The organism is Thalassovita taeanensis (genome assembly GCF_900110775.1).
Lineage (GTDB): Bacteria > Pseudomonadota > Alphaproteobacteria > Rhodobacterales > Rhodobacteraceae > Litorimicrobium > Litorimicrobium taeanense.
This window is the reverse complement of sequence record NZ_FOEP01000015.1, coordinates 1-13377: the sequence shown is the minus strand read 5'-3', so window position 1 is coordinate 13377 and position 13377 is coordinate 1. Positions and strand designations below refer to the sequence as shown.

General features: G+C 61.7%; 13 protein-coding genes and 1 tRNA gene. 8 read left to right on the top strand and 6 right to left on the bottom strand.

Annotated elements, in window-relative coordinates:
* Positions 1-17 precede the first annotated feature (17 nt).
* The 3 genes from BSF79_RS16160 to BSF79_RS16150 all read left to right on the top strand — a co-directional run bounded on the left by BSF79_RS16160 (position 18) and on the right by BSF79_RS16150 (position 2345).
* A complete protein-coding gene (locus BSF79_RS16160) occupies positions 18-350 on the top strand; it encodes a hypothetical protein (protein WP_139246471.1) in 333 nt (110 codons plus the stop codon).
* Between the two features lie 51 nt (positions 351-401).
* Positions 402-1826 (top strand): adenosylhomocysteinase, encoded by a 1425-nt coding sequence (gene ahcY, locus BSF79_RS16155; protein WP_090270864.1) that lies wholly within the window; start codon positions 402-404, stop codon positions 1824-1826.
* 177 nt (positions 1827-2003) lie between these two features.
* Positions 2004-2345, top strand: a complete 342-nt coding sequence (locus tag BSF79_RS16150; protein WP_090270863.1) for a DUF2853 family protein — start codon at positions 2004-2006, stop codon at positions 2343-2345.
* 239 nt (positions 2346-2584) lie between these two features.
* Here the strand turns inward: BSF79_RS16150 and BSF79_RS16145 are convergent, their stop codons facing one another.
* Complete coding sequence (locus tag BSF79_RS16145; RefSeq protein WP_090270943.1) at positions 2585-4402, bottom strand: polysaccharide biosynthesis protein; 1818 nt, start codon at positions 4400-4402, stop codon at positions 2585-2587.
* A gap of 432 nt (positions 4403-4834) precedes the next feature.
* Between BSF79_RS16145 and glmM the strand changes: the two genes are divergently transcribed.
* Positions 4835-6175 carry a phosphoglucosamine mutase gene (gene glmM, locus BSF79_RS16140; protein WP_090270862.1) on the top strand — a complete coding sequence of 447 codons (1341 nt, stop codon included), beginning with the start codon at positions 4835-4837 and terminating at the stop codon, positions 6173-6175.
* Between the two features lie 2 nt (positions 6176-6177).
* On the opposite strand, the gene BSF79_RS16135 is transcribed toward glmM, so the two are convergent.
* The 5 genes from BSF79_RS16135 to tsaD are packed head-to-tail and all read right to left on the bottom strand — an operon-like array spanning position 6178 to position 9374.
* Complete coding sequence (locus BSF79_RS16135) at positions 6178-6573, bottom strand: DUF1761 domain-containing protein (protein ID WP_090270861.1); 396 nt, start codon at positions 6571-6573, stop codon at positions 6178-6180.
* Positions 6574-6625: 52 nt separating this feature from the next.
* The gene (locus BSF79_RS16130; RefSeq protein ID WP_090270860.1) at positions 6626-7045 is read right to left on the bottom strand and encodes an EVE domain-containing protein; all 420 of its coding nucleotides are present in this window, start codon (positions 7043-7045) and stop codon (positions 6626-6628) included.
* The gene (locus BSF79_RS16125; protein WP_090270859.1) at positions 7045-7317 is read right to left on the bottom strand and encodes a YciI family protein; all 273 of its coding nucleotides are present in this window, start codon (positions 7315-7317) and stop codon (positions 7045-7047) included. The genes BSF79_RS16130 and BSF79_RS16125 overlap by 1 nt, the downstream gene beginning before the upstream one ends.
* A complete protein-coding gene (locus BSF79_RS16120; protein WP_090270858.1) occupies positions 7318-8280 on the bottom strand; it encodes an NAD(P)H-dependent glycerol-3-phosphate dehydrogenase in 963 nt (320 codons plus the stop codon).
* Positions 8277-9374, bottom strand: a complete 1098-nt coding sequence (tsaD, locus tag BSF79_RS16115) for a tRNA (adenosine(37)-N6)-threonylcarbamoyltransferase complex transferase subunit TsaD (RefSeq protein WP_090270857.1) — start codon at positions 9372-9374, stop codon at positions 8277-8279. Before tsaD ends, BSF79_RS16120 begins: the two co-directional genes overlap by 4 nt.
* A gap of 73 nt (positions 9375-9447) precedes the next feature.
* Between tsaD and BSF79_RS16110 the strand changes: the two genes are divergently transcribed.
* The 4 genes from BSF79_RS16110 (at position 9448) to BSF79_RS16095 (ending at position 13040) form a co-directional block, all read left to right on the top strand.
* A complete protein-coding gene (locus BSF79_RS16110) occupies positions 9448-10146 on the top strand; it encodes a uroporphyrinogen-III synthase (RefSeq protein ID WP_090270856.1) in 699 nt (232 codons plus the stop codon).
* 68 nt (positions 10147-10214) lie between these two features.
* Complete coding sequence (locus BSF79_RS16105; RefSeq protein ID WP_090270855.1) at positions 10215-11399, top strand: COG4223 family protein; 1185 nt, start codon at positions 10215-10217, stop codon at positions 11397-11399.
* 13 nt (positions 11400-11412) lie between these two features.
* Positions 11413-12918 (top strand): heme biosynthesis protein HemY, encoded by a 1506-nt coding sequence (locus BSF79_RS16100; RefSeq protein WP_090270854.1) that lies wholly within the window; start codon positions 11413-11415, stop codon positions 12916-12918.
* Between the two features lie 46 nt (positions 12919-12964).
* Positions 12965-13040, top strand: a tRNA-Thr gene (locus BSF79_RS16095).
* The last annotated feature ends 337 nt before the right edge of the window (positions 13041-13377 follow it).

Genomic DNA, 13377 nt, shown 5'->3' with positions numbered 1-13377 from the left:
GTTTGCAGGAGGCGATGATGAGACAGCTTTTTGCAGGATCACTTTTGATGTTGGCCAGTGTGGCGCAGGTGGGGCATGCCGAACAGGTTTGCGACAGCCGCGATGTGTTGGCGGCATCCTTGATCGATTGGTACGGCGAAACCTTGCAGGTCGAAGTGGCGGGTCCGGCGGGGCGGGTGGAAATCTGGGCCTCGGACCAGACCGGCACGTGGAGCCGGGTACGCGTTGACACGGCGCGCGGTGTGGCCTGTGTGATCGAAACCGGGGACGGTTGGGATGGTCAGCCCGCTGGCGGAGTGCCCTATGCTGGTCTGGAGCGCGCTGAAATGAGCCAGGTTCTGGTCAGGTAACAGCCCATCGGCGCGGATTGGCGGATTGTGCCGAAGGCTTGGGAATGGTAGATGCGCGTGACCTTTCCAGGAGCTGAGACTGTGAGCAACGATTACATCATCAAGGATATCGCGCTGGCCGCATATGGCCGCAAAGAGCTGGATATTGCCGAGACGGAAATGCCGGGGCTGATGGCCTTGCGGGCCGAATATGGCGAGGCGCAGCCGCTGAAGGGCGCGCGGATTGCCGGGTCTTTGCATATGACGATCCAGACGGCGGTTTTGATTGAAACGCTGGTGGCGCTGGGCGCGGATGTGCGCTGGGCCTCGTGCAACATTTTCTCGACGCAGGATCACGCGGCGGCAGCGATTGCCGAGGGCGGCACACCGGTGTTCGCGATCAAGGGCGAGACGCTTGAGGAATACTGGGACTACGCGGACAAGATTTTCCAGTTCGCCGAGGGCACCTGCAACATGATCCTGGACGATGGCGGCGACGCCACGATGTATGTGCTGATGGGCGCGCGGGTCGAGGAGGGCGAGCACGATCTGATCGCCGTGCCGACATCCGAGGAAGAGGAATACCTGTTTGCCCAGATCCGCAAGCGGATGGCGGAAACGCCCGGTTGGTTCGTCAAGCAGCGCCATGCCATTCAGGGCGTGTCGGAAGAGACCACCACCGGCGTGCACCGTCTGTACAAGATGATGGAAAAGGGGCATCTGCCGTTCCCGGCGATCAACGTGAACGACAGCGTCACCAAGTCGAAGTTCGACAACAAGTATGGCTGCAAGGAATCGCTGGTTGATGGCATTCGTCGCGCCACCGATACCATGATGGCCGGCAAGGTCGCGGTTGTTTGCGGCTATGGCGATGTTGGCAAAGGCTCGGCCGCGTCACTGCGCGGCGCGGGTGCGCGCGTGAAGGTGACGGAAGTTGATCCGATCTGCGCGCTTCAGGCGGCGATGGACGGGTTCGAGGTTGTCGTGTTGGAAGATGTCGTGACCTCGGCCGATATTTTCATCACCACCACCGGCAACAAGGACGTGATCCGCATCGAGCATCTGCGCGAGATGAAGGACATGGCGATTGTTGGCAACATTGGCCACTTCGACAACGAAATTCAGGTGGCCGCGCTGAAGAACCACAAGTGGACCAACATCAAGGATCAGGTGGACATGATCGAGATGCCTTCGGGCGCGCGCATCATTCTGCTGTCGGAAGGCCGGTTGCTGAACCTTGGCAATGCTACCGGGCACCCGAGTTTCGTGATGTCGGCGTCGTTCACCAATCAGGTGCTGGCGCAGATTGAGCTGTGGACCAAGGGCGACGAGTATAGCAACGAAGTGTATATTCTGCCCAAGCATCTAGACGAGAAGGTGGCGCGGCTGCATCTGGACCGGATCGGCGTGAAGCTGAGCAAACTTTCGCCCGAGCAGGCCGAGTATATCGGCGTGACGCCGGAAGGCCCGTTCAAGCCGGAACACTATCGGTATTGATCCGATTATGATCGTCAGGAAGCCGCCCCGTTGAGGGCGGCTTTTTGCTGTCTGATCTAGGGGGAAAAGCCGTGGAAATTTTTCCTTTGTTACATTCAATTTCGGCGATAACCTTTGGTTGCGCCTGAAAGGGACAGTGGACCAAAACAAAAAAGCCAGAGTGGCGGGAGATTTCTGATGGGAAAACGGGACGATCTGATTGCGCAATATGCGGATGATCTGCGGAACAAGTGCGGCATGGAGCCTGACATGGCGTTGCTGACCAAGGTCACGATCGGTTGCGGGCCTGCGATCTATAACGCAGATGCGTCGACCGTGGCAGGTTCGCAGCCCGCCGAGCTTGAGACAGTCAAGAATAATTTCCTGATCAAGAAGCTGGGTCTGGAAGATGGGCCGGCGCTGATGGAGGCGATCAATTCGGTGATCGAGACCTATGGCAAGTCCGAGCGTAACAAGTACCGCGCTGTTTTCTATTACCTGCTGACCAAGCATTTTGGCAAAGAAGCCGTTTACGGCTAAGCGTTTGTTTGTGGTTCGAGTGCTGCGCCCGTCAATTTTGGCGGGCGTTTTTCATTTGAACGAGATTTGATGTACTTGATGTTTGGACCTGTGGCCAACAGCGGTTACAAAGATGAAGTACCGAGTCAGGACGGCCGGAACCCTAATCTGAGTTTCACGTGTGGTGTGTAGGGAGCACGTGGGGAAGCGGAGGGTTCGGCTTTGCCGGTCCCTCCGCCTATTTTTACCTCATCGACGTACTATTCGTTCGACAGGTTGAGGCGTGGCCCGGTTGGCGAGCGGCCTTCGATCCAGCGATCGAGCAAGGCGCGGGCGGCCTTGTCGTCGCGGCTTTCGATGATGCGCCGCAGGTCTTTCATCACATTGGCCATTTCAAGCTCGGACAGGTGGGATTCCTGTGCGCGCATGATCTTTGGATGCGGCGTTGTGATCATATCGGGGCTTATCAGCAGTTCTTCGTGCAGTTTTTCGCCGGGGCGCAGGCCGGAATAGGTGATCTCGATATCGCCGTTTGGGGTGTCCTGGTCTCTAACACTCAGCCCGGCGCCTTCGATCATGCGGCGGGCGACGTCGCGGATGGCAACGGGCGCACCCATATCGAGCACCAAAACATCGCCACCCTGCGCGATTGAGCCGGCCAGAAGCACCAGGCGCACGGCTTCGGGGATGGTCATGAAGTAGCGTGTGACCTCGGGGTGGGTGACGGTCACGGGGCCGCCGCGGGCGATCTGGTCCTGAAACAGCGGCACGACCGACCCGCTGGAGCCAAGCACGTTTCCGAACCGCACCATCGAAAACACGGTGTTGGGCGAGCGGGTGGCGAGATCCTGAACGATCAGTTCGGCCAGACGTTTGGAGCAGCCCATGGCGCTGGTCGGGCGCACGGCCTTGTCAGAGGAGATCAGGGTGAAGCGGGCGACGCCGGCGCGCTTGGCCTCATCCGCAAGAATACGGGTGCCAATGACGTTGTTGCGCAGGCCTTCGACCATGTTGCACTCGACCATCGGCACATGCTTGTAGGCGGCGGCGTGAAGCACGACGTCGATCTTGTACTGCTTGAGGATGTGGCGCATCAGCGAGCGTTCGCCGATGGAGCCAAGCACCGGCACGATGGGGACGGGGCTGCGCAGATCGGACAGCTCTTTATCGATGGCATAGAGCGCCAGTTCGCTGTGATCCAGCAGGACAAGGCTTTGCGGGTTGCAGGTCAGAAGCTGTCGGCAGATTTCCGACCCGATAGAGCCGCCGGCGCCGGTGACCAGAATGCGACGCCCGTGATAGGTATCGCTGACGCCGGGCAGCTCTTTTTCAAGGCGGTTGCGGCCAAGAAGGCTGGCCATCTGCATCTGCGGCACGGACCGCGCGGTGTCGCCGATTTCGATCAGGTCGGCGAAGGAGGGAAGGGACAGGACCTCGCAGCCCATTTCGCGCAGGCTGCGGGCGATGCGGGCCTGCACCGGTTGGCTGACCGAGGGCATGGCAATCACCACCCGGTCGATGCGTTTCTGAACGATCAGGTCGGGTACCTGTACCGGGGCATAGACGGTCAGACCGGACAAGGTCAGGCTTTGCAAGGTTGGGTTGTCATCGACAAAGCAGACCGGTTCAACGGCGTCGTCGGTGGCGAGGGCGGCGGCGAGCTGTTGCCCGGTCTGGCCGGCGCCGTAAATCAGCACCCGTTTGCGCGTCTTGCCATGACGATAGACTGCGAGGACGATATCGCGCAGCACCTGCCGCGAGCCGACGGAGAGGATCAGAAAGCTGGAGGAGAACAGAACGCACCCGGCAGGGGTAATCTGCGACTCCGGCAGGATCGCCATCACCGCCCCGATCAAGCCAAGGGCCATCGCCACGGCGGCAGTCTGACCCGCGCTGCGCATCTGATACGCGTTCAGCCGTACGCGGTGCAGCCCGGTCACCACGATCATGGCGACACCCAGCGGCACGAGGATCAGCAGGTGGATACCAATCAGCGACAACAGTCGGGCATTGGGCCAGATGCCGAGAACCAGCGCCTGAGAGACCGTGAAGGTCAACGCAATCCAAAACGCATCCATTGCGAGAAAAATCAGGCTCTTTTGCTTGCGTGTGAAGGCGATCGCGCGTGCATATAGGGCATTTAGCAGGGCGTTTTTCAGTTCGTAATTCACTGTCGGTCCTATATATTTCCAGGGACGCTCCGGAATAATCCAGCCTTATCAAGTAATACTCTATGTCGGCAAAGTACCGTCGCGCCGGGCCGAGATTCGAGCAAGAGCGCGCTTACCGTAGGGTTGGCGTGTTGCGGGAACGCTTATCTATTGCACCAATCCTGAAATGTATGCCGCAAAATTGGGCAGAAAAGACGCGCATTTGAGACTGATATAGGCGGAAGATTTGCCCAGACGGCGCAAGAGGCACTGCCCGCAGGCAAAAATGCCAAGCTGGACTAACGCTTGTGGCGGGCTTAGACAGGGTGAACCTTTGATCTGCTACCGGGCCCAGCAAAAATGACACGATCTCTTTTCGGCACTGACGGTGTTCGCGGCAGGACCAATACCTATCCTATGACGGCCGAGCTGGTGATGCGGTTGGGCGCGGCGGCGGGGCGTTATTTCCGGCGCGATCAGCAGGAACATCGCGTGGTGATCGGCAAGGACACGCGGTTGTCCGGCTATATGATCGAAAATGCGCTGACGGCGGGGTTTACTTCGACCGGGATGAACGTGCTGTTACTTGGGCCGATCCCGACGCCGGCAGTTGGGTTTCTGACCCATTCAATGCGTGCGGATGTGGGGGTGATGATTTCAGCCAGCCACAATCCGGCCTATGACAATGGTATCAAGTTTTTCGGGCCAGACGGGTTCAAACTGTCGGATGAGGCCGAAACCGAAATTGAGGCGATCCTGAGCAAGGGCGTCACTTTGGCGGCACCCGAGAATATTGGCCGAGCAAGGCGGATTGACGACGCCATGGGCCGCTATGTTGAATATGTAAAGACGACCTTTCCCAACAAGCTGCGGTTGGATGGGCTGCGGGTGGTGCTGGATTGCGCCAATGGCGCGGCGTACCGCGCAGCGCCGAATGTGCTGTGGGAACTGGGCGCCGAGGTGATCCCGGTTGGGGTCAGTCCGAATGGGCACAACATCAACTCGGATTGCGGATCGACCAGCCCCGAGGCTGCTGCGCGCAAGGTGCGCGAGACGCGGGCCAATCTGGGGATCTGTCTGGATGGCGATGCGGATCGGGTGATCATTCTGGACGAAACCGGCGCCGTGGCCGATGGCGATCAGATCATGGGGTTGATTGCGTCGAACTGGGCCCGTGAGGGGCGGTTGGCGGGCAATGCTCTGGTCGCGACGGTGATGTCGAACCTGGGGCTGGAGCGGTTTTTGAACAGCCAGAATATCGGGTTGGAGCGCACCGCCGTGGGCGACCGATATGTTGTGGAAAAGATGCGGGCCGAGGGATTCAACCTGGGCGGAGAGCAGTCGGGCCATATCGTGATGACCGATTATGCCACCACCGGCGACGGGTTGATCGGGGCGCTACAGTTCATGCGCTCAATGGTGGAAACCGGCAAAAGCGCCAGCCAGCTGACGCAGGTCTTTGACCCGGTGCCACAGATCCTGCGCAACGTGCATTTCGCCCCCGGCAAAGCGCCGCTGGCAACAGATTGCGTGCAGGCCGCCATCGCCGAGGGCGAAAAGCGGCTGGGCGCGGGCGGGCGGTTGTTGATCCGCAAGTCAGGGACCGAGCCGTTGATCCGCGTGATGGGCGAAGCCGAGGATCAGGCGCTGTTGGACGCGGTAATCACCTCGATCTGCGATGCGGTCAGCTCGGTCAGTTGACCCTAGAACAGGGTCAAAACCAGCCCGATAATGGCACTGCCGATCGTGGTATAGCCGCCGTCGATCAGGATCAGCTTTAGGGGACGCATGCCGAAGGCATAGCAGGTCGTCAGCCAGGGCGTGGCCAAAAACAAACCGATACCAAGCCCCGCGACAAAGCCCGCGCCGGGGGTGCTGACACCGCTGAGCACCAGGACGTGCCGCATCATGCCCGCGACCAGAACGGCGGCACAAAAGGCGACGATATAGGGGATTGGGTTCGTTCCGTTTTTGGGGCGACCGGCCTCGTTCGTTTCGATCCCGGCAGCCTGCATCCATGGCTTGGAAAGCGCCATATACCACAGCGCCCCGAACGCATAAGAAGCCACGGCGGCGGCCAGAACGGACATGTATTGCATTGTATTTCCCCCAATATTGCGCGGGCAGGATGGCGCAGTTGGGGCGATCTTCCTATAGCGAAACGCCCGCGGCGGCGCAGATTATCTGCCATTCGTCGTCCGTGACCGGTTGCACGGACAGGCGGGAATTGCGGACCAGCACCATTTCGGACAGGCGCGGATCGGCTTTGATGTCATCCAGCGTGACGGGGGTTTTGACGGGGATCAGAGCCTTGATATCGACACACTCCCAGCGCGGATCGTCGGTTGTGCTGTCGGGGTGGGCGGGGGCGCACACCTCGACCAGACCGACGATGGCGCGCTGCTTCTGCGAGTGGTAGAAAAAGCCGCGATCGCCGACGGCCATTTCGCGCATGAAATTGCGGGCCTGATAGTTGCGCACGCCGTTCCATTCCTCGCCCGCGTCGCCCTTGGCCATCTGGTCGTCCCAGCTCCAGGTTTCGGGTTCGGATTTGAACAGCCAGTAGCGCATCAGCCGATGACCTTTTTCCATTCGATCAGTTCAACATTGGCAAACAGACCGGCCTTTGCATAGGGGTCATTTGCGGCCCAGCTTTCGGCACCGGCCATATCGGCGACATCCAGGATCACCAGCGAGCCGATCATTTGCCCGGCGGCATCCAGCAGGGGGCCGGCTTGGGCCACAACGCCGGTCGCGTCGATATAGGCCAGGTGATCCGCACGGTTGGCTTTGCGGGTCTCAAGCGCGTCGGGTTTATCGCGGGCAATCAGGGCAATCAGCATTCATTCCTCCTTGAGGGGTCGGGACAGCAACATATCCATGGCTTGCCGCAGCTTGAGCGTTCCGTCAAGCAAGGCGACGACGGCGGCGGTGATTGGCATGTCGATCTTCATGGTCCGGGCGCGGGTCAGAACGGCATGGGCGGTGGCGGCGCCTTCGACGGTGATCGTGGGGTCAAAGGTGGCATTGCGGCCCAAAGATTGCCCAAAACGGTAGTTTCGGGACTGTTCCGAGGTGCAGGTCAGGGTCAGGTCGCCAAAGCCGGACAGGCCCGCCAGCGTTTCGGGCTGCGCGCCAAGCGCCAGCGCCATACGCTGCATTTCGGCATAGCCGCGGGTCATCAGCGCGGCGCGGGCGCTTTCGCCCAGACCGGCGCCCATGACGGCCCCGGCGGCGATGGCGATGACGTTTTTCAATGCGCCGCCAAGTTCGGCCCCGGTGGTATCTGTGGTGCGATAAATCCGCAGGTTGGGCGTTGTTAGAGCCTTTTGCAGGGATTTTCCGACCTCTGCTTCGGCGCAGGCGAGGGTCAGTGCGGTGGGCAGGCCCTGCGCGATGTCGCGGGCAAAGCTGGGGCCGGTCAGAATGGCAGGAATGCTGTCGGGGACAAGATCGGACAGGATGGCGATAGGGCCGAGGCCGCTGGAAAGTTCAACGCCTTTGCAGCAGGCGACAAGCGTGCGACCGGAAAGGGCTGCGCGGTGCGCGATCAGCATGTCGCGCAGTTTTTGCATCGGGACCGAGACCAGAACCGGGGTTTCGGGTGGAATAGAGCCTATGTCAGCGGTGATTTGCAGGCTATCGGGCAGAGGAATGCCGGGCAGGCGCAGGGCGTTTTCGCGGCTTTGTTGCATCAGCCGCGCCTGTTCGGGATCGCGCGCCCACAGCAGCACCGGTGTGCCGGTGCTGGCGAGCGAGATGGCAAGAGCAGTGCCGAATGCGCCGGAGCCTGCGACCGTGATCATGCTTTCGCGCCTTTCTTGCCCGAGCCAAGCAGGGCCGGGCTGGTTTTATCCAAGGGCCAGCGTGGGCGGGCGGCGAGGGTCATGTCATCCTGCCCGCCTGCGCGAAACCGTTCAAGTCCGGCATAGGCGATCATCGCGGCATTATCCGTGCACAGCGCCAGAGGTGGGGCGGTGAAGGTGACGCTGTTTTCGGCGCAAACAGACTCTAACATAGCGCGAATGGCGGTGTTTGCCGCGACCCCGCCGGCGACGGCAATGGTGGGCGTCGCGGGGTGTTCGAACAGGTAGAGCGCCAGCGCGCGGCGGGTTTTTTCGGCCAGAACGTCGGCCACGGCGGCCTGAAATCCGGCGCACATATCGGCGCGATCCTGCGGTGTCAGCCCGCCTTTTTCGGCGATCACCTGATCGCGGGTGCGCAGCAGGGCAGTTTTCAGCCCGGAAAAGGACATATCGCATCCGGGCCGATCCAGCAGGGGACGGGGAAAGGCAAAGCGTTTGGGGTTGCCGTTCAATGCCTCGGCCTGAACGGCGGGGCCGCCGGGCTGTGGCAGGCCAAGCAGGCGGGCGGTTTTATCGAAGGCTTCGCCGGGGGCGTCGTCGATGGTGCCGCCGAGGCGGGTGAAATCCTCGGGGCCGCGCACGATCAGGAACTGGCAATGACCGCCGGACACCAGCAGCATCAGATAGGGGTAGGCGGTCTGATCGGTCAGGCGCGGGGTAAGCGCGTGGCCCGCCAGGTGGTTGACGCCGATCAGTGGCTTTCCGGTGCCTGCGGCGATGCCCTTGGCGCACATCACGCCGGACAGCACTCCGCCAATCAGGCCGGGCCCGGCGGTGACGGCGATGGCGTCGATGTCGGACAGGGTCATCTGAGCCTCGGTCAGGGCCTGCCGAACGCAGATATCGAGCTTTTCGGCATGGGCGCGGGCGGCGATTTCGGGCACGACGCCGCCAAAGGGGCTGTGCAGTGCGGTTTGCCCCAGCACGACGGAGGACAGGATTTGCGCCGGGGCGCCGGACGCCTGACGCACGATCGCGGCGGCGGTATCATCGCAGCTGCTTTCCAGTCCGAGTATGGTCAGGGTCTTGGTCATGGTCCTGCCCGTTGCAACACAAGTAGGGGGCAGGTAACACCGGTTGCATGTTCAAACAATCCCGGCGCGTGAAATGGCTGTGACGATCTTGCTGACCCGGCCCGAGGAAGACGCCGCCCGTTTCGCCGAAGCGGTGCGGGCGCGGTTGGGTGCGGGAGTGCGGATCATACTGTCGCCGGTGATGAGGATTGTTCAGGGTGGTGATGTGCCGGATGCGGAGCGGCTGATCTTTACCTCGCGCCATGCGGTCACGGCGGCGGGGCCAGGCCGGGGGCGGCGGTGCTATGCGGTGGGCGAGGCCACCGGGCGTGCGGCGCAGGCGGCGGGATTCGATGTGATTTCGGCAGGCGGCGACGCCGAGGCGTTGATCCGGCGGATTTTGGCCGATGGCGAAGTGGGGCCGTTGCTGCACCTGCGCGGCGAGCACGCGCTGGGTGAAATTGCCGGGCGGCTGACGGCGGCGGGATGCGAAACACACGAGGCGGTGGTGTATCGTCAGGTCGAAACGCCACTGTCCGAGCAGGCGAAAATGGCATTGAAGGGGGAAAACCCAGTTATAGTGCCCCTTTTTTCGCCGCGCAGCGCACGGTTGTTTGGCGCCGGGCATCTGGGGCACGCGCCGGTTCTGGTGGCCGCGATGAGTGAACAGGTGGCGGGCGCGCTGGCTGGCGTGCCGCTGGCGGGGCTGGAGGTGGCCCGTACGCCGGATGCAGAGGCGATGCTGGATGCGGTAGAGAGACTGATGGCCGCAGCCACCCGGCTTGAGGGTTAACCGCGCGCAACGTAAGCTAATTTCATCGCCGAATTGGTTCTGAACAGGATTCGAAAGGATTGTTACAGGTGTCTGACTCGAAAAAACCCACGGAAAACCCCGAGGTAAAGCCCGAAGATATTGCGGATGCTGTAATCGTCGAAGAGTCGGATGAGGCGGCGGAGACGCCTGAGGAACCCGAAACCGAAGCGCCGGTTGAGCTGACGGAGCCTGAAGATACGGCGGACGAGGTCCATGATGCAGAGCCAGCGCCGGAACCGGAACAGCCCAAGCCGACCCCTGCGCCGACACCTGTGGTTGTTCGGCGTGTTGGGTTCGTGCCGACGCTTCTGGGCGGCGTGGCGGCGGCGGCGATCGGGTTTGGGGTGGCGCAATATGTGCTGCCTGACGGATGGTTTGGCGCAGGCAACGACGAGTTGAAGGCCGAGTTGACAGCGGCGATGCAGGCGCAGGCCGAGGCCGACGATCAGCGGCTGGCCGCGTTGGAGGCCCGACCGGACCTGTCGGCACGGATTGAAGCGGGCGAACAGGCGCAGACCGATCTGGTGGGGCGTCTGGACGGTTTGGCGGCAAGCGTGGATGAATTGAGCGCCCGGTTTACGGAACTGGAGATGCGGCCAATTGCGGAGGGGGCCTCGGCCTCGGCTGTGGCGGCGTATGAGCGCGAGTTGAAGGCGGTTCAGGATGCAATGGCAAAGCAGCGCGCCGAGATCGAGGCGATGGCGCAGCAAGCCGCCGAACAGGAGGCAAACGCCGAGATGACCGCGCATCAGGCGATGCTGCGTTCGGCTGTGTCGCGGATACAGGTGGCGCTGGATACCGGTGCGGGCTTTGCCGAGCCTTTGGGGGATTTGCTGGCCTCGGGGGTGGACGTGCCAGCGGCGTTGAAGGATGTGGCCAACGAAGGCGTGCGGTCGATGCCGCAATTGCAGGCCAGTTTCCCGCAAGCCGCCCGTGCGGCGCTGTCGGCCGCGCGCAAGGCCGAAGGCGGTTCGGGAGATATCGGGTCGTTCCTGCGCAATCAGCTGGGCGTGCGATCATTGGCCCCCAAAGAGGGCAACGATCCCGACGCGATCCTGTCGCGAGCCGAGGCGGCGCTGGCCGAAGGGCGGTTGACCGATACGATGGCCGAGCTGGAGGCGCTGTCCGAAGAGGGGCGTGTTGAGCTGACCGGCTGGATGGCGCAAGCCACCTCGCGGGCGCAGGCGGTGGTCGCCGCAGAGGCGTTGGGCCTGCAAGTGATGTCGAACTGAAGGGGAAACGGGAATGCTTTGGTCACTGATAAAGATTGTCGTTTTCGTTGCCTTGGTTGCAGCGGCGGCGCTTGGCGCGGCTTATCTGTTGGAAATGGAAGGCGGGGTTCGGATCGCCTTTGGCGGGATCGAGGTCAACCTGACGCCGCTGAATGCGGTAATTGGGCTGCTGGTGATGCTGGTGGCCTTGTGGCTGTTGCTTAAGCTGGCGTCGTTGGCGGTGGCACTGCTGAAGTTCCTGAATGGCGATGAAACGGCTTTGTCGCGCTATTTCGATCGCAACCGCGAGCGCAAAGGGTTTCAGGCGCTGTCGGAGGGGATGATGGCGCTGGCCTCGGGAGAGGCGCGGCTGGCGATGGCCAAGGCCAGCAAGGCCGAGAAATACCTGGGCAAGCCTGAGCTGACCAATCTGCTGACGGCGCAGGCTGCGGAAATGGCCGGGGACCGCAAAAAGGCCGAAGAAGTGTATAAACGGCTGCTGACCGATGACCGCACGCGGTTTGTCGGCGTGCGCGGGATCATGAAGCAGAAGCTGGCGGATGGCGACACGGGAACCGCGCTGAAGCTGGCGGAAAAGGCGATTGCGCTGAAGCCCAAGCATGAGGAAACGCAGGACGTTCTGTTGAAGTTGCAGGCGCAGGCCAAGGATTGGTCCGGCGCACGCAACACGCTGAGCATGAAGTTGAAATACGGCATGCTGCCGCGCGACGTGCACAAGCGGCGCGATGCGGTTCTGGCGCTGTCAGAGGCCAAGGGCGTGCTGGACGAGGGCAAAAGCATAGAGGCGCGGGAAGAGGCGATCGAGGCCAATCGCCTGTCGCCCGACCTGATCCCTGCCGCGGTTTTTGCGGCGGCGGGATATGTCGAGAAGGGCAAGTTGCGGCATGCGGCAAGTCTGCTGAAAAAGGCCTGGGATGCCCAGCCGCACCCCGATTTGGCCGCGGCCTTTGCGGCGATCGTGCCGGATGAGACCCCGCAGGAGCGTTTGAAGCGGTTTCAGCCGTTGTTGAAGATCCACCCGGATCACCGCGAGACCCGGCTGTTGCTGGCCGAGCTGAACATCGCCGCCGAAGATTTCCCCGCCGCGCGCCGCGCCTTGGGGGAGCTGATCGAAAGCGACCCGGACTCGCGGGCGCTGACGATTATGGCGGCGGTCGAGCGTGGCGAAGGCGGATCGGATGCCGTGGTCAAGGGTTGGCTTGCCCGCGCGCTGAATGCGCCGCGCGGCCCGCAATGGGTCTGTCAGAACTGCCACAATATCCACCGGGAGTGGGTGCCGGTCTGCGAAAATTGCCAGTCGTTCGATACGCTGAGCTGGCAAGCGCCGCCCGAAGCCCAAGCGACAACGACCACAGGCGTGGCGATGCTGCCGCTGATCGTCGGTGCTGTCGAGGACAAGTCTGCCGGGTCCGAACCGGAGGAGCCTGTTGTCGATGAGCCCGAGGTGATTGACGCCGAGATCGTTGACGAGCTTTCGGAAGATCAAGGCGAGGTGGAAGAGGCCAAGCCGGAAAAATAGATCTTTTCCAGCGCAAAGCGGGGTGCTATAGCCCCGCTTCATCAAGGCCGCTGTAGCTCAGATGGTAGAGCACGTCATTCGTAATGATGGGGTCGGGGGTTCGAGTCCCTTCAGCGGCACCACTTGATTTTTTCAGACCTCCAATGACATCCGCGCCTTGTTTGACGGGCGGGTGGATGGCCAAGTGCCTGACCTTCGGGTCGGGCTGTCTGTGTTTGCTTCGCGGTTTCTGTGCCTTGCTGCCGCAGATTGCGCTGCGTTGGTGCGAGGGTCAGCAAATTTCGCAAATCCCCTTGCATAAAATCAAATATTAATTAGAAAAGCGTGAGGGTTGAGGTGCCGCGGGGTGCTTTGTGCGATGATGGTTGTAAAACGCGGATCAATAATGGGCCACAGAAGCGGCTGCGCATTGCAGTTGTAGCGGAGTAAAATTCCGCCAGTTTGTGTCCTTCGTTTAGT

What these genes read in the sequence shown, in the direction of transcription:
- BSF79_RS16160 (WP_139246471.1), top strand. Translation starts at nt 18, where the DNA reads ATGAGACAGCTTTTTGCAGGATCACTTTTGATGTTGGCCAGTGTGGCG.
- ahcY (WP_090270864.1), top strand. Translation starts at nt 402, where the DNA reads ATGCGCGTGACCTTTCCAGGAGCTGAGACTGTGAGCAACGATTACATC.
- BSF79_RS16150 (WP_090270863.1), top strand. Translation starts at nt 2,004, where the DNA reads ATGGGAAAACGGGACGATCTGATTGCGCAATATGCGGATGATCTGCGG.
- BSF79_RS16145 (WP_090270943.1), bottom strand. Translation starts at nt 4,402, where the DNA reads ATGGATGCGTTTTGGATTGCGTTGACCTTCACGGTCTCTCAGGCGCTG.
- glmM (WP_090270862.1), top strand. Translation starts at nt 4,835, where the DNA reads ATGACACGATCTCTTTTCGGCACTGACGGTGTTCGCGGCAGGACCAAT.
- BSF79_RS16135 (WP_090270861.1), bottom strand. Translation starts at nt 6,573, where the DNA reads ATGCAATACATGTCCGTTCTGGCCGCCGCCGTGGCTTCTTATGCGTTC.
- BSF79_RS16130 (WP_090270860.1), bottom strand. Translation starts at nt 7,045, where the DNA reads ATGCGCTACTGGCTGTTCAAATCCGAACCCGAAACCTGGAGCTGGGAC.
- BSF79_RS16125 (WP_090270859.1), bottom strand. Translation starts at nt 7,317, where the DNA reads ATGCTGATTGCCCTGATTGCCCGCGATAAACCCGACGCGCTTGAGACC.
- BSF79_RS16120 (WP_090270858.1), bottom strand. Translation starts at nt 8,280, where the DNA reads ATGATCACGGTCGCAGGCTCCGGCGCATTCGGCACTGCTCTTGCCATC.
- tsaD (WP_090270857.1), bottom strand. Translation starts at nt 9,374, where the DNA reads ATGACCAAGACCCTGACCATACTCGGACTGGAAAGCAGCTGCGATGAT.
- BSF79_RS16110 (WP_090270856.1), top strand. Translation starts at nt 9,448, where the DNA reads ATGGCTGTGACGATCTTGCTGACCCGGCCCGAGGAAGACGCCGCCCGT.
- BSF79_RS16100 (WP_090270854.1), top strand. Translation starts at nt 11,413, where the DNA reads ATGCTTTGGTCACTGATAAAGATTGTCGTTTTCGTTGCCTTGGTTGCA.